This is a genomic window from Streptomyces sp. 11-1-2 (assembly GCF_003595545.1).
Taxonomy (GTDB): Bacteria; Actinomycetota; Actinomycetes; order Streptomycetales; family Streptomycetaceae; genus Streptomyces; species Streptomyces hygroscopicus_B.
Window position 1 is genome coordinate 7,657,229 of the sequence record NZ_CP022545.1, and the last position, 17,900, is coordinate 7,675,128.

Here is a 17,900-nt window from a genome sequence, read left to right on the forward strand (position 1 = left end):
TCGATAGTCCTTTAGGACACCAGGTAGTGGGAAAGCCGCTGTCCAGTTCTGTTCCGCCTGCCCACCAAAACGCCCTTGACGTTGTAGGGAATTGACATGCGTTTCCGGGGGTCCGGGAACGTACCGTCAATGCATGACCAATCTCGAAGGTGCGCCTGCTGAGGCGAGTGACGTTCGCGGGCGCGTCGCCGAGCTGCACGCGATTCGCGAGCAGGCTCGGCGCGGCCCGAGCGAGCGGGCGACCGAGGCCCAGAAGGCCAAGGGGAAGCTGACGGCTCGCGAGCGGATCGATCTGCTGCTTGACGAGGGGTCCTTCAACGAAGTGGAGCCGCTGCGGCGGCATCGTGCGACCGGGTTCGGCCTGGAGGCGAAGAAGCCTTACACCGACGGGGTCGTCACCGGCTGGGGGACCGTCCACGGACGGACGGTGTTCGTCTACGCACACGACTTCCGGATCTTCGGCGGGGCGCTGGGGGAAGCCCACGCGACCAAGATCCACAAGATCATGGACATGGCCATCTCGGCCGGGGCGCCGCTGGTGTCCCTCAACGACGGCGCCGGTGCCCGTATCCAGGAGGGCGTCTCGGCCCTCGCCGGATACGGCGGCATCTTCCAGCGGAACACCAAGGCGTCCGGCGTCATCCCCCAGATCAGCGTGATGCTCGGCCCGTGCGCGGGCGGGGCGGCCTACTCCCCGGCGCTGACGGACTTCGTCTTCATGGTCCGGGAGACCTCTCAGATGTTCATCACCGGACCCGATGTGGTCCAGGCGGTGACGGGCGAGAAGGTCAGCCAGAACGGACTGGGCGGCGCGGATGTGCACGCCGAGACCTCGGGTGTGTGCCACTTCGCCTACGACGACGAGGAGACGTGCCTGGAGGAGGTGCGCTACCTCCTGTCGCTGCTGCCGCAGAACAACCGGGAGAACCCGCCGACCGTCGAGTCCGACGACCCGGCCTCCCGGCGCGGCGACTCGCTGCTGGACCTCGTCCCGGCCGACGGCAACCGGCCGTACGACATGCGCAAGGTCATCGAGGAGATCGTCGACGACGGCGAGTACCTCGAGGTCCACGAGCGCTGGGCGACCAACATCATCTGCGCGCTGACCCGGCTCGACGGCCAGGTGGTCGGCATCATCGCCAACCAGCCGCAGTCGCTGGCCGGCGTGCTGGACATCGAGGCGTCGGAGAAGTCCGCGCGCTTCATCCAGATGTGCGACGCCTTCAACATCCCGCTGGTCACCTTCCTGGACGTGCCCGGCTTCCTGCCCGGTGTGGACCAGGAGCACGGCGGGATCATCCGGCACGGCGCCAAGATGCTGTACGCGTACTGCAACGCCACCGTGCCGCGGATCTCCGTCATCCTGCGCAAGGCGTACGGCGGTGCCTACATCGTCATGGACTCCCAGTCCATCGGTGCCGACCTGACCTACGCCTGGCCCACCAACGAGATCGCGGTGATGGGCGCCGAGGGCGCCGCCAACGTGATCTTCCGCCGTCAGATCGCCGACGCCGACGACCCCGAGGCCATGCGCGCCCGCATGGTCAAGGAGTACAAGTCCGAGCTGATGCACCCGTACTACGCGGCCGAGCGGGGCCTGGTGGACGATGTGATCGACCCGTCCGACACCCGTGAGGTCCTGATCCGGTCGCTGGCGATGCTGCGCGACAAGCACGCCGACCTGCCGTCCCGTAAGCACGGCAACCCGCCGCAGTAGCCTCTGAGTTCGTGTCCTCGCGCGAAACCCGCGCGACAAGGGAGAAGAGACAAACCGTGAGCACACCGAGCGATATCGCCGATTCCGCCGCCGCGGCGGCGGCCACCCTGGTCCGGGTCGAGAAGGGCCACGCCGACGCCGAGGAGCTCGCCGCGGTCACCGCGGTGCTGCTCGCCCGCGCGGCCGTCGGCACCCACCGCACCACCGACTCCACCCGCCCGGGCCGCAGCGCCGCCCGCTGGCGCCGTCTGGAGCGCCGCCCGGCGTTCAGCGCGCCGCACAGCTGGCAGGGCTGAGCGAGCGGCCCCGCCGCCTCCGGACGGCCGCACACCGCCCGGAGGCCGCCGGCCCCGCGCCGAGCGCCCTGACCGCGCCGGACGCCCTGGATTGACTGGGAACGCACAAATCCCCTGTTCTCCTCGGAGAGCAGGGGATTTTGGCTTCTGTCGCCGGTCTCGGCTACCGCAGCCGGGCCATCAACGCGTGCTCGACCAGCGTGATGAGCGCGCTCTTGGCCTCGCTGCGGTGGCGGGCGTCGGTGATGATGATCGGCGCGTCGGGGCCGATCTGCAGGGCCTCGCGGACCTCTTCGGGGGTGTACGGCTGGTGTCCGTCGAAGCCGTTGAGGGCGATGACGAAGGGCAGGCCGGAGTTCTCGAAGTAGTCGACCGCGGGGAAGCAGTCGGCGAGGCGGCGGGTGTCCACCAGGACGACCGCGCCGATGGCACCGCGGACCAGGTCGTCCCACATGAACCAGAAGCGGTCCTGGCCGGGCGTGCCGAACAGGTACAGGATCAGGTCCTGGTCCAGCGTGATGCGGCCGAAGTCCATCGCCACCGTGGTGGTGGTCTTGTCCGGTGCGTGGGTCAAGTCGTCGATCCCCGCCGAGGCGGAGGTCATCACGGCTTCGGTGCGCAGCGGGTTGATCTCCGAGACCGCGCCGACGAACGTGGTCTTGCCCACGCCGAAGCCGCCCGCCACCACGATTTTCGCGGAGGTGGTGGAGCGGGCTGCACCGCTAGAGCTTGCGAAGTCCACTGAGCACCCTTTCGAGCAGTGTCACGTCAGGCTGACCGCCGGCGGACTCGTCGCCGCCCGGCTGATGAATGGCGACGAGCCCCGCCTCGGCCAGGTCGGCTACGAGGATCCGGGACACGCCGAGGGGAATGGCGAGCAGTGCGGAGATCTCGGCGACCGACTTGATCTCGCGGCACAGATGGCAGATCCGCTGGTGCTCGGGCAGTTGGCCCTGGAGCTGAGCGGGGTCGGCCGTGGTGTGTACCAGCGCCTCGATGGCGAGCTGGTACCGGGGCCGGGTCCGGCCCCCAGTCATGGCGTACGGGCGCACCAGAGGGTTATGAGTGCCGCCCGCGGGGGAGGAAGGTTCCGGAGCGGGGCGCTCAGGCGGCTGTACGGGCTCGATACGCGGCGCGGAGGGCGCGTCGTACCAAGACCCCTCCTGCGGCGCCGGAGGCGCGTAGGAAGGCGTGTACGGCTGTTGCTGAGGCCGCTGCGGCTGCCGCCGCGGGGGCTGCTGCTCCTGCTGCGGTTCCGGCTGCTGTGGAGAGCGGGCCTGACGGCTGGGCGCGGAGGGGAAGTTGTAGCGCTTCATCGGGGCCTCTCCGCGCGGCTCGGACGGCTGCCCGTGGGCGTACGGATATCCGCTAGGGGGCGTTGCCACGTGTCCTCCTCCAACTCGCCTGTCTTGCCGGTCGCGCCACCGCACCCTATGGCGCGGTGGCGCGAAACGCACTCCATGTTTGCTAGTTGAGAAGACTGCCCTGCAATTCCGCGCGGAGATCCGGGGTGAGGACATTGCCCGCGCGATCGACCAGCAGGGCCATCTCGTAGCCGACGAGGCCGATGTCGCACTCGGGGTGAGCGAGCACGGCGAGGGAGGATCCGTCGGAGATCGACATGATGAAGAGGAAGCCTCGTTCCATTTCGACGACGGTCTGGTTGACCACGCCGCCCTCGAAGATGCGGGAGGCCCCGGATGTGAGCGAGGTCAGGCCGGAGGCCACCGCCGCCAGTTGATCGGCTCGGTCACGGGGGAAGCCTTCGGACATCGCCAGAAGGAGTCCGTCGGCGGAGACCACCACGGTGTGGGACACCCCGGGGGTGTTGTCCACGAAGTTGGTGATCAACCAGTTCAGGTTCTGCGCCGCCTGGCTCATCGGGCTCACACTAACGCTCCTGATCGTAGGTGCTGCCGGGGCCGAAGCCCTGTTGGTCATGCTGGTCACGCCCGGGGGTCCCGGATCCCGCGCTGCGCCCCCGCTGGACGCCGCGGCGCAGGTTGCTCAGCCTGCCGCGGATGTCCTCCGGGGCACGGGAGACCTGGGGGCCGCCCTGTCCGGTCGGCTCCGCGGAGCCCTCGACCAGATTGGCCTTGGGCACCCGGCGGGGCAGGCCGGACGTTGTGACCCCACCGGCCTTCGGGTCGCGCAGCTGCTCGGCACGGTGCCAGCGCTGGTCGTTCTCCGACTGCCACGGGGCACTGTCCTCCTGCTGCTGGGGTGTCTGCCGGGGTCGCTCCGGCGCCGTGGGCGCCGCCGGGTCCCCGACCATCCCCTGTGTCCCTGTTTCCTCGGACGGCTGCCACTGCCTGTCGCGACGCGGAAGCCCGGCGTCGGTCATCGAGTGGATTCCGCTCGGGGAAGGGCCCGGACGGTGGAACTCTACGCGGTCCCGAGAAACTTCGGGAGCGCTGGGTCCTGATTCCGCTTCGGTCCCGAACTGCGACGCGTAGGGCATCTCGAAAGATCCGGAATCGCCCCACTCTCCCTGTTGAGAGGGGGAGTTGTAGCCGATGTACGGCTGCTGTTCGGGTTCCGTTTGAGTTGTGTAATCCGCTTCCGGTTGCGAATAGCCGGAATTCTGGTACGACGACTGCGCCAGCGGCTCGGCAGGCGCCTGGCCGGGCCGCGGATCCCGCTCGGACGGGGTGGCCCCCATTCCGCTGTACTGGCCCTGAAACTGGTGATGTACCTGGTCCCGGCCGTAGGCGGAGTCGTCGAAACCCAGCTCGGCGGCGGTCCGCGAGGACAGCTCGCTCACGTCCTCGAAGGCCGGGGCGGGCCGCGGCTCGGGGACGATCCGGGAGACCGTGAAGTCGTCCTGGGGCAGCTCCTCGCCGCCACCGCCGTGGGTGATCGCCTCGGGCAGCATCACCAGCGACGTGGTGCCCGCCTGCTCCCCGGAGGGGCGCAGCTGGACCCGGATGCTGTGCCGGTCGGCGAGGCGGCCGACCACGAAGAGCCCCATGCGCTGGGAGACCGTGGCGTCCACCGTCGGCGGATTGGCCAGCTTGTGGTTGATGTCCGCGAAGTCCTCGGCGGTCAGGCCGATGCCCTTGTCGTGGATCTCCACCACCACCCGGCCGTCGGGCAGCCGGGTCGAGGTGACCCGCACCTTGGTGTGCGGAGAGGAGAAGGTGGTGGCGTTCTCCAGCAGCTCGGCCAGGAGGTGTACCAGGTCGGTCACGGCGGTGCCGTGGATCTCGCTCTCGGAGATGCCGGCCAGCTCGATGCGCTCGTAGGACTCCACCTCCGAGGAGGCGGCGCGCAGCACATCGATCAGCGGCACCGGCTGGTTCCAGCGCCGGCCGGGCTCCTCGCCCGCGAGGATCAGGAGGTTCTCGCCGTTGCGCCGCATACGGGTGGCCAGGTGGTCCAGCCGGAAGAGGTGCTCCAGCTGGTCCGGATCGGCCTCCCGGCTCTCCAGTTCGGAGATCAGGGTCAGCTGCCGCTCGATCAGTCCCTGGTTGCGACTGGAAAGGTTGGTGAAGATCGCGTTGACGCCGCCGCGCAGCATCGCCTGCTCGGCCGCGAGCCGGATCGCCTCACGGTGCACCTGGTCGAAGGCGCGGGCCACCTCGCCGATCTCGTCCTTGGTGTTGATCGGTATCGAGCTGACCCTGGTGTCCACCCGTCCCGGGTCGGTGCGGGAGAGCTGGCCGACCACCGCGGGCAGCCGATTCTCGGCGACGTCGAAGGCGGCGTTGCGCAGTTGCCGCATCGAATGGCTCATCGAGCGGGCCATCCGGCCGGCCACGAAGAAGGCGGCGAGCAGTGCCAGCACCACGATCGCGCCGTTCACGATCGCATCGCGGCGGGCGTCCGAGGAGATCTGCGCCGCTTCGTCCACGGCTCTGTTCACCAGGGCCTGCTCGACGTCCCGGTAGGCGTTGAACTTGATCGTGGAGGCGTTGAACCAGGCGTCCGGGGTGACCCCCTGGCCGGCCAGCGCGGTGGGCGAGGCGCCGCTGCCGATGGCCTTGAACATCTGGTCCATACCGGGCGGTGCGACGAACTTCTTGCCGTCCGCCTCGGCCTTCCGCTTCGCCTCGGCGATTTGCTCCTGCGCACGCTTCTCGGCCGCCGTGAGGGTGTCCTCGAGCCCGGTCACGTCCTGCGGTGTGCCGGCCGCCTCGAACTCCCCGAGCGCGATGCCCTCGAGGTAGACGTACGAGGTGAAGGCGGTGAGCTGGGTCTTGCGGTCGGTCGCGGACGGACCGGGCTTGACCAGCAGATGGGTGCCGATGGAGCGCTGCAGCGACTCCGCGCCCTTGGCCAGGGATACCGCGTAGACGGTACGGCCGTACGACGTGATATTGCCGGTGCCCAGGCCCAGTTCATTGGCGAACTCGGTGAGCCCGTGCTCGACGGCGACATAGCCCTCTTCGGTCTTCACACCGTTCAGGCGGTCGGTGTAGGCGTTGCGGCGCAGGGCGGCGAGCTGCGGTTCGGTGGCTCTGAAGGCTTTGAGGCGGCGCTTCATGGTCGGCGTCTGCGGCATATCGGCGACGGCCTTGTCGAAGTCCTTCTTCGCCGCGTCGCTGGTGGCCCGCGCCTTGGTCACCGTGGCCTCGTTGGTGCCGCTGAGCAGCGGGCCCGCGCTCAGGTCGCGCTCGTTGACCAGGGCGTGGGCGTAGGTGGTGGCGGCCCGGACGACCTGGGCGGTGCGCTCGGCGTCCCGCGCCTCGTTCCAGGTGGAGACCGAGGCGGCGACCTGGAAGCCACCGAAGACCAGGGCGACGAGCACGGGGATGAGCAGGATCGCGTACAGCCGGCCGCGCACCCGCCAGTTCCGAGGGGAGATCCGGCCACCACTGGGTGGATCCGGTGCCTCGGCGGGCGACGCCGCTGTGCCTGAACGCGGCGGCGGGGTGAAGTTCCCTCGCGCGTCTTGCGCGGGGTCCGGCTTGCTTCGCCTCACTCGACCAACAACCTCTCGGCATCGGCACCATTTGTGCCGTTCCCAGCTGAGCCCTGACTGCCCAGTTCAGCGAATTCCAGCACGCCCCGCAGGTGCTTTCCAAACAGTGCGCAAAGCGCTCAGTACGTTGTCTGGACCAGAGAAAAAAGGGGCGTTATGGCTGAGATATGTCGAATACCGAACTATTTGAGTGCGCAACGCAGCGGAACGATCGCGCTCCGTATCGGGAGACGCGTCATATCACTGTCGAAACGTTATGAACGGCGAGCGGGCCGTATCGTCCGACACGGCCCGTCCTCCGTCCGATATCCGGCAACTCCCGGACAGCGTTCCCTACTTGAGCCGGGCCATCAGCGCATGCTCGACCAGGGTGATGAGCGCGCTCTTGGCCTCGGTGCGGTGGCGCGCGTCCGTGGTGATGATGGGGGTGTCCGGGCCGATCTGCAGAGCCTCGCGGACCTCTTCGGGGTTGTAGGGCTGCTGGCCCTCGAAGCCGTTGAGGGCGATGACGAAGGGCAGCCCGGAGTTCTCGAAGTAGTCGACGGCGGGGAAGCAGTCGGCGAGCCGGCGGGTGTCGACCAGCACCACGGCGCCGATCGCGCCGCGCACCAGGTCGTCCCACATGAACCAGAAGCGGTCCTGACCCGGCGTGCCGAACAGGTACAGGATGAGATCGTCGTCGAGCGTGATGCGGCCGAAGTCCATCGCCACGGTCGTCGTGGTCTTGTCCTGGACATGGCTCAGATCGTCGATCCCCGCCGAGGCGGAGGTCATCACGGCTTCGGTGCGCAGCGGGTTGATCTCCGAGACCGCGCCGACGAACGTGGTCTTGCCCACGCCGAAGCCGCCCGCCACCACGATCTTCGCCGAGGTGGTCGCGCGGGCGGGGGGAGCGCCGCTAGAGCTTGCGAAGTCCACTGAGCACCCTTTCGAGCAGTGTCACATCCGGGGTACCGCCCGCTTCCGAACCGCCCCCGGGCTGGTGGATCGCCACCATGCCGGCCTCTGCCAGGTCCGCCACCAGGATCCGCGCCACACCCAGGGGTATGTTCAGCAGCGCCGAGACCTCGGCGACCGACTTGACCTCCTGGCACAGATGGCAGATCCGCTGGTGCTCGGGAAGCAGCCCCTGCAGATGCACGGGGTCGGCCGTGGTGCTGACCAGCGCCTCGATGGCGAGCTGGTAGCGCGGCCGGGTCCGGCCACCGGTCATGGCATACGGGCGGACCAATGGCTGGTCGCCTTCACCCCCGTACGGCGATTGGTGATGGCCGCCGTACGGGCCGGGCGAGGCGGGGGCGGGGTCATGGATCCTCCGGTCGGACAACAAGGTGACGGGCGTGCCGTCGGTCGGTGCCGGTGGGGGCCCGCCGGCCGTGCGGCCGGGGGGACAGGCGTCGGATGGTCGATGGATCAGTTCAACAGGCTGCCCTGCAGCTCGGCACGCAGGTCGGGGGTGAGGACGCTGCCCGCGCGGTCGACCAGTAGGGCCATCTCGTAGCCGACGAGGCCGATGTCGCACTCGGGGTGTGCGAGCACGGCGAGGGAGGAGCCGTCGGAGATGGACATGATGAAGAGAAAGCCTCGTTCCATTTCGACGACGGTCTGGTTGACCATGCCGCCTTCGAAGATGCGGGAGGCCCCGGCGGTGAGCGAGGTCAGGCCGGAAGCCACCGCCGCCAATTGATCGGCTCGGTCACGGGGGAAGCCTTCGGACATCGCCAGAAGGAGTCCGTCGGCGGAGACCACGACCGTGTGGGACACCCCGGGGGTGTTGTCCACGAAGTTCGTGATCAACCAGTTCAGATTCTGCGCCGCCTGGCTCATCGGGCTCAACTAACGCTCCTGCTGGTAAGTCGGGCCAATGCCGCGATCATGGTCGTCGCCGAGTCCGGTACCGGCCCGGCGACCCTGCTGAATTCCACGGCGGAGATTGGTCAGCCTGCCGCGTACATCATCGGGCGCGCGGGACACCTGCGGCCCAGCCTGGTCGGGCTGCGGCTGGTGTGCGGCACCCTCCACGAGGTTTGCGCGCGGCACCCGCCGTGGCAACCCGGACGACGTGATACCGCCGGCCGCCGGTTCGCGGACCTGCTCGGCGCGGCGCCAGCGCTCGTCGTTGTGGGGCGACGTACGCCAGTGGGAACCCGTGCTCCGGCCGTTGAGCCCGGCCCCGTTGGTGCCGGGGCCCACCGCGGCGCCCGATCCGGCGAAGTCGCCCGTGTCCTGGGCACCGGCGAAGTCGCCCATGCCCTGGGCCGCCGGCAGCGGCTCGTGGGCCGAGGGCGGCGGTACGGCGGAGGCGGGCCGACCGGGGGTGGGCTCGGGGGCGGAAGGCGCGGACGGGTACGACCGGCCACCGCCCTGGGGGCCCGATATGCCCGGGTCCTCGGCCTGGTTGAAATGCCAGGACGACTCGATGGTGTCGAAGATCGGGGTACGGCCGTCGCCGGATCCGGCGGGCGGCAGCGGATCGTTCGGACGCCCACCGGGCCGGCCCTGGGGACCCTGGGGCAGCGGGTACTCACCGGTGCCACCCATGTCGGGGCGGGCGTACTCGCCGGTGTCGCCCATGTTCGGGCGCGGGTACTCGCCGGTGTCGCCCGGGCCGCCACCCATGTTCGGCCGCGGGAATTCGCCGGTGTCGCCCGGGCCGCCCGTGTTCGGACGCGGGAACTCGCCCGTGTCCCCGGGGCCGTGTCCGCCGCGCGGGGCGGCGTCCTCGAACCGGGGCTGGGCGTACTCACCGGTGTCACCCGGGCCCTGGCCGAGCTCCGGACGGGCGAACTCCCCGGTGTCACCGGGGCCGCGACCGTAGTCGGGCCGGTTGAACTGGCCGGTGTCGGCCGGTCCCTGGCCGCCCTGCGGTCCATTGGCCCCGCGGCGCGGCTCGAACAGGTTGGGGCTGTCGCTCAGCTGCGGCAGCTCGCCGGTGTCGCCGGGGCCGCGGTTGCCGAACGGGTCGCGCCGGTCCCCGGAGCCGCCGAGGTCCGGACGGGCGAACTGGCCCGTGGAGTCGTACTCCTCATGCCCGCGCGGGGTGTCCACCGCGTCGCGCGGCGTGCTCGGCCAGTCGTCCTCGCCGGCCGCGGCGCGCGCGCCCCAACTGGTGCCCGGCTGGGCCGGGGCCGGAAGCTCGGGCGCGGGGCCGCGGGTGGGCAGCTGCGGACGGCCGCCCTGGTCGCCTCCGTCGGCACGGGCCGGGGCGCCCGTCGGCGGAGCGACGGTCGGGCCGTCGCTGCGCTGCGGAAGCGGGGGACGTCCGGAGGGGGCGCCGGGGCCACCCTGACCACCGGGACCGCCCTGACCACCGGGGCCACCCTGACCACTGGGACCGCCCTGACCACCGGGGCCACCCTGACCACCGGGACCGCCCTGACCACCGGGGCCCGCGGGGGCGTTGCTCCGGGGGCCCGGAGGCCGCCCGCCCTCGAAGAAGTTGGTGCCGCCGGCCGGGGCGCCGCCCGCGGGGCCCGCACCGGCGCCGACCGGCCGGGTCGGCAGTCCGCTGCCGCTGTTGCCCGGCAGCGCGGTGCGCGAACCCGAGCCCGGGACCTGGCGCCGTGAGGGCGCCGAGCCGAGCAGCCCCGCCGAGCCGTTGCCCTGGCCGCCACCGACGGCCGGCGCACCCTGGCCCGACTTGCCGCCGGCGGCCTGCGGCGCCGGCTTCCGGCCGCCCTGGGCGACATCGACCGGCAGCATGACCAGCGCCGTCGTACCGCCCGAGTCGGACGGCCGGAGCTGGATGCGGATGCCGTGACGCAGCGACAGCCGGCCGACCACGAACAGACCCATGCGCCGGGACACCGACACATCGACCGTGGGCGGGGAGGCCAGCCGCTCGTTGATCGCCGCCAGGTCCTCGGGCGAGAGCCCGATCCCGGTGTCGTGGATCTCGACCAGCACCCGCCCGTCGGGCAGCGCATGACCGGTGACCTTGACCTTGGTCTGCGGCGAGGAGAAGGAGGTGGCGTTCTCCAGCAGCTCGGCGAGCAGGTGGACGAGGTCGTTGACGACCCGGCCGGCGACCTCGGTCGCCGGGACCGAGCTGAGCTCGATGCGCTCGTACTGCTCCACCTCGGAGGCGGCCGCGCGGAGCACGTCCACCAGCGGCACCGGCCGGGTCCACCGGCGGCCGGGCTCCTCGCCCGCGAGGACCAGGAGGTTCTCGCCGTTACGGCGCATACGAGTGGCGAGGTGGTCCAGCTTGAAGAGCGAGGAGAGCTGGTCCGGGTCGGCCTCGCGGCTCTCCAGCTCGGAGATGAGCGAGAGCTGGCGCTGGATGAGGCCCTGGCTGCGGCGCGAGAGGTTGGTGAACATCGCGTTGACGTTGCCCCGCAGCAGCGCCTGCTCGGCGGCGAGCCGGACCGCCTCGCGGTGCACGTCGTCGAAGGCCGCGGCCACCTTTCCGATCTCGTCCCGGCTGTGCACACCGACGGACTCGACGGAGGTGTCCACATCCTGCGGATCGGACTCGGAGAGCTGCTTGACCAGTTCGGGCAGCCGCTTCTGGGAGACCTCCAGCGCGGTGTCCTGGAGGCGCCGCAGCGAGCGGACCATGGAGCGGGCGACGACGAAGGCGCCGACCAGGGAGACGCCGAGGACCAGGAGGATCAGCGCACCGTTGAGGATCGCGTCCTGCTGGGCGGAGTCGCGGAGCTCACGAGCCTTCTGCTGCATCTCGCTGAGCAGCGTCTGCTCGATCTTGCCCATCTCTTCGATCTTGATACTGTCCTGGTCGTACCAGTCCAGATCGGTGCGCTTCTCCGCCTTCAGCCCCTCGGGGTCGCGCACCGCGCGGTCGGCGTACATGGTCGCCGCCTTGATGTCGGGGCGGCTGTCCAGCGGTTCGAGCAGATCCTCGGAGTTGCCCTGGCGGATCTGCTTGAAGCGGCCGAGCGCCTCGTTCTCCTTGTCCACCGCGGTCCTGGCGAAGCGGCGGTCGTTGGCGGAGAAGTCGGCGCCCTTGGGGTCGGCGAGCGCGGCGCTGATGAGCGCGCGCTGGATGGAGGCGTACTCCTTGGCCGAGGAGAAGGTGGCGAGCGCGCGGGTGTTGTTGATCATCGCGCGGTTGCTGGTCGCCTGCGCCATGTCCTGGGAGAGCAGCAGCAGCGAGTTGATCAGCTCGTTGTAGTTCTGGACCGTCAGCGAGTAGTACTGGCTGTTGTCATAGGCCGTGTCACGGACCTCGTTGATCTTGCCGAGCTGACGGTCGATGTTGACGAGCGTGGACTGCACACCGGCCAGCGACTGGTCGCCGGGATCGATCTGGTGGGTGGCCTCGCGGAAGGCCGTGATGGAGCGGTTGGTGTCCTCACGCGTGGAGACGACCCGGTCGTCCTTGTCGTTGCCCTTGCCCGCCAGCGGACCGGCCGACTTGTCGCGCTCCTCCTGGAGCGCGCTGGCCAGCTGGGTGGCCTGCTGCGTCATCTTGGTGAGCAGCTTCATCTGGTCGAGCTGCTGGATGTTGTCCAGCGAGCCCTCGATGCGCAGCGCCCCCAGGGTGGTCGCCGCGACCACCGGGAGCGTGAGCAGGGAGACCAGTCGGGTGCTGATGCGCCAGTTGCGCAGGGCCATGCGATTGCCGGGCCCGGTGGGGCCGGGGGTCTTCGGCTTGGCCGGCCGCTCCGCGTCTCCGCCGCCACTGGGCGTACTGATCCGGGTAGCGCTCTGCGTGCCGGCCTCGGGGCTCTGATCACCCAGGGTCCTGCCGCTGCTCCCCTGGGCGCGCTGGGGCGAGGAGCCGCGGTCGGTCCCGCCACGCGGCTCCGGGTCCGCCGAAGCATCCCCTCGGCCCTGGCGGGCCTGGGGAGCCCCCATACCATCCCTCTTGATACGTCCCTGCACTAGCGTCGCAACCTCTGGACCAGGCGCCCCTCCGGAAGACCGGCGGAGCGGTGTCGAGTCGTGGGGGACCGCGATCCCCCCTGTCGGTCGTGAGTGACCGGCGCGCTTCCTTTCATGTCGACAAGAGGAGCCCCCCGCCGCTCGGCGCCTCTGTGCTGCGCCCCCGTGCGCGCCGGCTGATTCCCGCGGCGGTCCCGGGAATTCCAGCACAGTGCCGGATGCTGCAACAAGGGCAATGGATAAGGCTGTGATCCGTGTGACGCTCAGTGCGGACTTTATTACGGGACGTAGAAAGCCATGTCGGCGATAACGGACTTTCGTGTACGAATCGAAGGGCGCAATCGAGTGTCCGGCTAGCGATGATCAAGAGCGGAACGTCGGGTTCAGGTATGCGATGTCCGTTTAGGGCGATTGCGTAACTGTCTTCTATGTGGCTTTTGCCTGATCGCTCGTGAGCAATATCACATGCTGGCGGTGACTTTTCCTGCGAATCCATGGGCAAGGCCGCCTCTAGCCTGACGCTTTACACAGTCGGTACGGACGACAAGATCGAGGCGTAAACCAAGTGAAGACGACCATGATGTTCCACTCCATAGCCAACCCGCGGCGCACCACCCTGGCCCATCTCGAGGACGTCCAGGAGCTGGGGGACGCCCAGGACATCAAGGACGCCGACGACCTGTCGGCCGCGCCCGAGGGGCAGCCGGAGCACCGCGTCGACCTGCCGAACCGGACCGCGAACCCCAAGCGCACCGTGCTGACCGAGGCCCCGGGCCACTGATTCCCCGGGGCTGTGGCGGACGCCACCACTCCCGGCAGGCGGGACGGCGGCGCGCGGGACGCGGAGCGATAGCCTGGAGCGTCAGTCTCCAGCGAGTTCAGTCAAGGAGCCAAGGCTTCCCGTGCGCATCGCCAGATTCTCCATCGACGGCAACGTCGCCTTCGGCGTGGTGGAGGGTGAGCCGTCCGATCAGGACGGCCCCGTCATCGACATCATCAAGGGCCACCCCTTCGCCGAATTCGAGCGCTCGGGCCAGAAGGTCCCGCTGAGCAAGGTCCGGCTGCTGCCGCCCGTCCTGCCGAACAAGGTCGTCGGAATCGGGCGCAACTACGCCGAGCACGCGGCGGAGCTGGGCAACGAGGTCCCCGACGTCCCGGTCGTCTTCTTCAAGCCGTCCACCTCGGTGATCGGCCCCGGCGACCCCGTCACGTATCCCTCCTTCTCCTCCGAGGTGCACTACGAGGCCGAGCTGGCCGTGGTGATCGGACGGATGTGCCGTGAGGTTCCGCGTGAGCGCGTCAAGGACGTCATCCTCGGCTACACCTGCGGCAACGACATCACGGCCCGCGACGCCCAGCGGAGCGAGAAGCAGTGGGCGCGGGCCAAGGGCTTCGACACCTCGTGTCCGCTGGGCCCCTGGGTGGAGACCGATATCGACCTGACGCGCGCCGCCGATCTCGGCATCATGTGCACCGTCAACGGCGAACAGCGTCAGCTCGGCCGGACGAGCGAGATGGTGCGCCCGATCGAGGATCTGATCGTGCACATCACCGAGGCGATGACGCTGCTCCCCGGCGACGTCGTACTCACCGGCACTCCGGCGGGCGTCGGCCCGCTCTCCGTCGGCGACGAGGTCGCCGTCACCATCGAAGGCATCGGCACTCTCACCAACAAGGTGATCAAGCGTGGCTAGCGCATCCCCCTCCGCCCCCGTGCGAGTTCGTTTCTGTCCCTCGCCGACCGGCAACCCCCATGTGGGCCTGGTCCGCACGGCCCTGTTCAACTGGGCCTTCGCCCGTCATCACGGCGGCACCCTGGTGTTCCGCATCGAGGACACCGACGCCGCGCGCGACTCCGAGGAGTCCTACACGCAGCTCCTGGACGCCATGCGCTGGCTGGGCTTCGACTGGGACGAGGGCCCCGAGGTCGGCGGTCCGCACGCGCCTTACCGCCAGTCGCAGCGGATGGACCTCTACCGCGAGGTCGCGGACAAGCTGCTGGAGGCGGGCCACGCCTACCGCTGCTACTGCACCGCCGAGGAGCTGGAGGAGCGCCGCGAGGCGGCCCGCAAGGCCGGCCGGCCCTCCGGCTACGACGGCACCTGCCGCACCCTGACCGCCGAGCAGATCGCCGCGTACGAGGCGGAGGGACGCGTCTCGATCGTGCGCTTCCGGATGCCGGACGAGCCGATCACCTTCACCGACCTGGTGCGCGGTGAGCTGACCTTCACCCCCGAGAACGTCTCGGACTACGGCATCGTGCGGGCCAACGGCGCGCCCCTCTACACGCTCGTCAACCCCGTGGACGACGCGCTGATGGAGATCACGCATGTGCTGCGCGGCGAGGACCTGCTCTCCTCCACCCCGCGGCAGATCGGGCTCTACCGGGCGCTCGCCGAGATCGGTGTGGGCTCCGGTGCGGTGCCCGCCTTCGGCCATCTCCCGTATGTCATGGGCGAGGGCAACAAGAAGCTCTCCAAGCGCGATCCGCAGTCCTCGCTGAACCTCTACCGGGAGCGCGGCTTCCTCCCCGAGGGACTGCTCAACTACCTCTCCCTGCTGGGCTGGTCGCTCTCGTCCGACCGCGACGTCTTCTCACCGGCCGAGATGGTCGAGGCGTTCGACATCTCGGGGGTGAACGCCAACCCGGCGCGTTTCGACCTCAAGAAGGCCGAGGCGATCAACGCGGACCACATCCGGCTGCTGGATGTGAAGGCGTTCATCGAGGCGTGCGAGCCCTGGCTGAAGGCCCCGCACGCGCCGTGGTCCCCGGACGCCTTCGACGCGGCCGCCTTCGCGGCGCTGGCCCCGCTGGCCCAGACCCGGCTGACGGTCCTGTCCGACATCACCGCGAACGTGGACTTCCTCTTCCTTGATGAGCCGGTCCAGGACGAGGCGTCCTGGACCAAGGCCATGAAGCCGGGCGCGGACGCGCTGCTGGCCTCGGTCCGTACCCGGCTCGCCGAGGCGGACTGGGACGCCGAGACCTTGAAGGCCGCAGTCCTCGCGGCCGGTGAGGAGCACGGTCTCAAACTGGGCAAGGCCCAGGCCCCGCTGCGGGTCGCGGTCACCGGTCGCACGGTCGGGCTGCCGCTGTTCGAGTCCCTGGAGGTCCTGGGCCGCGAGCGCACGCTGGCCCGTGTGGACGCGGCGCTGGCGAAGCTGGCCGGATAGGGGCGGGAGGCGCCGCTCACGCCTGTGAGACGGCGCCACTCGCGGTGATACTCGTTTTGGTGGCCCGTCCACCATCGGGTAATGTTCTTCCTGCGCCGGACGGGCGGGCCGAGAGGCCGGGCCGGGGCGCAAGCCAAACAAAACCCCTTACGAGGGTGGCGTTTTGGTGGGGTATGGTGTAATTGGCAGCACGAGTGATTCTGGTTCACTTAGTCTAGGTTCGAGTCCTGGTACCCCAGCAAGAGATCCTTCGAATGGCTGATGGATCTCTTGATCAAAGCAGGACCAAGCCCCCGTTGTGTAGCGGCCTAGCACGCTGCCCTCTCAAGGCAGTAGCGCCGGTTCGAATCCGGTCGGGGGTACGGATCTCTTCGAAAGACGGAGATCGCTAGGGCCCCCGTTGTGTAGCGGCCTAGCACGCTGCCCTCTCAAGGCGGTAGCGCCGGTTCGAATCCGGTCGGGGGTACTGGTCTATACCATGGGCTATGGTGTAATTGGCAGCACGAGTGATTCTGGTTCATTTAGTCTAGGTTCGAGTCCTGGTAGCCCAGCGCAGCACTTGTGCTGACTCAGGCCCCCGTTGTGTAGCGGCCTAGCACGCCGCCCTCTCAAGGCGGTAGCGCCGGTTCGAATCCGGTCGGGGGTACCAGCGAAAAGCCCTCCGCGACAGCGGGGGGCTTTTCCGTGTCCCGTTCGTGCCCTTGGCTGCTGATCACTCCTTGAAGCGGCGGCTGGATTCCTCGGTTTGCGCGAGCCGCCGCAGGCTGAGCAGCACCGGCTCATAGAGCACCGTCAGCGCCACCACCGCCTCGATCCGCTCGGGCGGGGTGTCGTAGGTCTCCACCAGGTCCAGGTCTGCGACGGCCAGTTCACCCGCCAACCGGGCATGCACCAGCAGATGCTCGGTGTCATGGGGATATCCCAGGCGGTCCAGCGAGGCGATGGCCGTCACCAGCATCCGGTAGGCGGGGGAGGTGTCGCCCAGCTCCTGGCCGTGGGACCAGTCCATCCGCCGCAGCACGGTGTCCGCCTGTTCCCTGGCCCGCGCCGCGTGCGGATCGTCCTCGTCGGGCTCGGCGCCGTGCGGCAGTGCCCAGACCGCGGCTCCCATCTGGGTTTTCTGGCTGAGCGACTCGTCCTCGGTGGCCGCCAGCACCTCGCGCGCCGTGGCCACCGGCATCCGGCCGACCTGGATCAGCGAGCGCACCAGCCGCAGTCGGCGCAGATGCTCCTCGCCGTACTCGGACTTGGTGGCGGTGATCCGCTCTCCCGGCGGCAGCAGCCGCTCGCGCAGGTAGTACTTGATCGTCGCGGTGGGCACTCCGCTGCGCTCGCTGAGCTCCGCCAGTCGCATCCCTGTTGCACCTTCCATTGGAGAGTGGCACTATCCAAGTAATGGATAGCGTCGCTATCCAAGACTATCCCGATGTGGCGGCAAGGGGATCACCATGGGTACCGAGCTGTTCGCCGGCCGTATGACCGCCGAGGCCGAGGGGGAGGTCACCGTCTTCCTGATCGGCATGCGCATCAACCGCTTCCGCGCGCTGCGCAGCTGGCTGCCGGTCTTCAATGCGATGCCGCGGATGCTCCGCGAGCTGTCGCGGGACAAGGGGAGCGGGATGCTGGGCTATCAGCTCCTGTTCGGCCCGCCCCGGGTGTTCTACGTCGTCCAGTACTGGGACTCGCACGAGAAGCTGCTGGAGTACGCGTCGGCCCAGGACAAGGAGCACCGTCCCGCCTGGGCGGCGTTCAACCGCCGGATGCGGGAGGGCCGGGGCAAGGTCGGCTTCTGGCACGAGACCTATGTCGTACCGGCCGGGGCACACGAGGCGATCTACCTCAACATGCCGGCGTTCGGCCTGGGCAAGGCCACCGGGGTCGTCCCGGTCGGCCGCCGCGGTGACCGCGCGGCCGACCGGCTGAGCCTGAAGAGGGCGTAACG

General features: G+C 69.4%; 15 protein-coding genes and 5 tRNA genes. 11 read left to right on the forward strand and 9 right to left on the reverse strand.

Annotation, left to right across the window (positions count from 1 at the left end; genetic code table 11):
* Positions 1-133: 133 nt before the first annotated feature.
* Together CGL27_RS32985 and CGL27_RS32990 are read left to right on the forward strand one after the other, a co-directional pair.
* Positions 134-1,717, forward strand: coding sequence for an acyl-CoA carboxylase subunit beta (locus CGL27_RS32985; RefSeq protein ID WP_078643922.1), 1,584 nt, complete (start codon positions 134-136; stop codon positions 1,715-1,717).
* 56 nt (positions 1,718-1,773) lie between these two features.
* Positions 1,774-2,013 carry an acyl-CoA carboxylase subunit epsilon gene (locus CGL27_RS32990; protein ID WP_119991607.1) on the forward strand — a complete coding sequence of 80 codons (240 nt, stop codon included), beginning with the start codon at positions 1,774-1,776 and terminating at the stop codon, positions 2,011-2,013.
* 163 nt (positions 2,014-2,176) lie between these two features.
* On the opposite strand, the gene CGL27_RS32995 is transcribed toward CGL27_RS32990, so the two are convergent.
* The 8 genes from CGL27_RS32995 to CGL27_RS33030 form a co-directional block, all read right to left on the reverse strand.
* Positions 2,177-2,755 carry an ATP/GTP-binding protein gene (locus tag CGL27_RS32995; RefSeq protein WP_078610434.1) on the reverse strand — a complete coding sequence of 193 codons (579 nt, stop codon included), beginning with the start codon at positions 2,753-2,755 and terminating at the stop codon, positions 2,177-2,179.
* Positions 2,736-3,398, reverse strand: a complete 663-nt coding sequence (locus CGL27_RS33000; RefSeq protein WP_078643925.1) for a DUF742 domain-containing protein — start codon at positions 3,396-3,398, stop codon at positions 2,736-2,738. Before CGL27_RS33000 ends, CGL27_RS32995 begins: the two co-directional genes overlap by 20 nt.
* 82 nt (positions 3,399-3,480) lie before the next feature.
* Positions 3,481-3,894 (reverse strand): roadblock/LC7 domain-containing protein, encoded by a 414-nt coding sequence (locus CGL27_RS33005; protein WP_020868201.1) that lies wholly within the window; start codon positions 3,892-3,894, stop codon positions 3,481-3,483.
* Between the two features lie 10 nt (positions 3,895-3,904).
* A complete protein-coding gene (locus CGL27_RS33010) occupies positions 3,905-6,937 on the reverse strand; it encodes a nitrate- and nitrite sensing domain-containing protein (protein ID WP_119991608.1) in 3,033 nt (1,010 codons plus the stop codon).
* A gap of 333 nt (positions 6,938-7,270) precedes the next feature.
* Positions 7,271-7,855, reverse strand: a complete 585-nt coding sequence (locus tag CGL27_RS33015) for an ATP/GTP-binding protein (RefSeq protein ID WP_078643928.1) — start codon at positions 7,853-7,855, stop codon at positions 7,271-7,273.
* Complete coding sequence (locus CGL27_RS33020) at positions 7,836-8,249, reverse strand: DUF742 domain-containing protein (protein WP_119994666.1); 414 nt, start codon at positions 8,247-8,249, stop codon at positions 7,836-7,838. The genes CGL27_RS33015 and CGL27_RS33020 overlap by 20 nt, the downstream gene beginning before the upstream one ends.
* Before the next feature lie 101 nt (positions 8,250-8,350).
* Complete coding sequence (locus CGL27_RS33025; protein ID WP_078643930.1) at positions 8,351-8,773, reverse strand: roadblock/LC7 domain-containing protein; 423 nt, start codon at positions 8,771-8,773, stop codon at positions 8,351-8,353.
* A complete protein-coding gene (locus CGL27_RS33030; protein ID WP_119991609.1) occupies positions 8,774-12,757 on the reverse strand; it encodes a nitrate- and nitrite sensing domain-containing protein in 3,984 nt (1,327 codons plus the stop codon).
* Positions 12,758-13,349: 592 nt separating this feature from the next.
* Here CGL27_RS33030 and CGL27_RS33035 point away from each other — a divergent pair.
* From CGL27_RS33035 to CGL27_RS33070, 8 genes are all read left to right on the forward strand, one after another.
* Entirely contained in the window at positions 13,350-13,565 is a 216-nt protein-coding gene (locus tag CGL27_RS33035) for a hypothetical protein (RefSeq protein ID WP_119991610.1), read from the forward strand.
* A gap of 121 nt (positions 13,566-13,686) precedes the next feature.
* Positions 13,687-14,478: a fumarylacetoacetate hydrolase family protein gene (locus tag CGL27_RS33040; RefSeq protein WP_078643934.1), complete on the forward strand. Its 792-nt coding sequence runs from the start codon at positions 13,687-13,689 to the stop codon at positions 14,476-14,478.
* Positions 14,471-15,958: a glutamate--tRNA ligase gene (gene gltX, locus CGL27_RS33045; protein ID WP_119991611.1), complete on the forward strand. Its 1,488-nt coding sequence runs from the start codon at positions 14,471-14,473 to the stop codon at positions 15,956-15,958. Before CGL27_RS33040 ends, gltX begins: the two co-directional genes overlap by 8 nt.
* Positions 15,959-16,125: 167 nt before the next feature.
* Positions 16,126-16,197, forward strand: a tRNA-Gln gene (locus CGL27_RS33050).
* 50 nt (positions 16,198-16,247) lie between these two features.
* Positions 16,248-16,320: transfer RNA gene (locus CGL27_RS33055), tRNA-Glu, on the forward strand.
* A gap of 31 nt (positions 16,321-16,351) precedes the next feature.
* A tRNA-Glu gene (locus CGL27_RS33060) sits at positions 16,352-16,424 on the forward strand.
* A gap of 13 nt (positions 16,425-16,437) precedes the next feature.
* A tRNA-Gln gene (locus CGL27_RS33065) sits at positions 16,438-16,509 on the forward strand.
* A 22-nt stretch (positions 16,510-16,531) separates the two neighbouring features.
* A tRNA-Glu gene (locus CGL27_RS33070) sits at positions 16,532-16,607 on the forward strand.
* A 63-nt stretch (positions 16,608-16,670) separates the two neighbouring features.
* On the opposite strand, the gene CGL27_RS33075 is transcribed toward CGL27_RS33070, so the two are convergent.
* Entirely contained in the window at positions 16,671-17,312 is a 642-nt protein-coding gene (locus CGL27_RS33075; protein WP_119991612.1) for a MerR family transcriptional regulator, read from the reverse strand.
* Positions 17,313-17,406: 94 nt separating this feature from the next.
* Here CGL27_RS33075 and CGL27_RS33080 point away from each other — a divergent pair, with 94 nt between their 5' ends.
* On the forward strand, positions 17,407-17,898 hold the full coding sequence (locus CGL27_RS33080; RefSeq protein WP_205587783.1) for a DUF4188 domain-containing protein: 492 nt from the start codon (positions 17,407-17,409) through the stop codon (positions 17,896-17,898).
* The last annotated feature ends 2 nt before the right edge of the window (positions 17,899-17,900 follow it).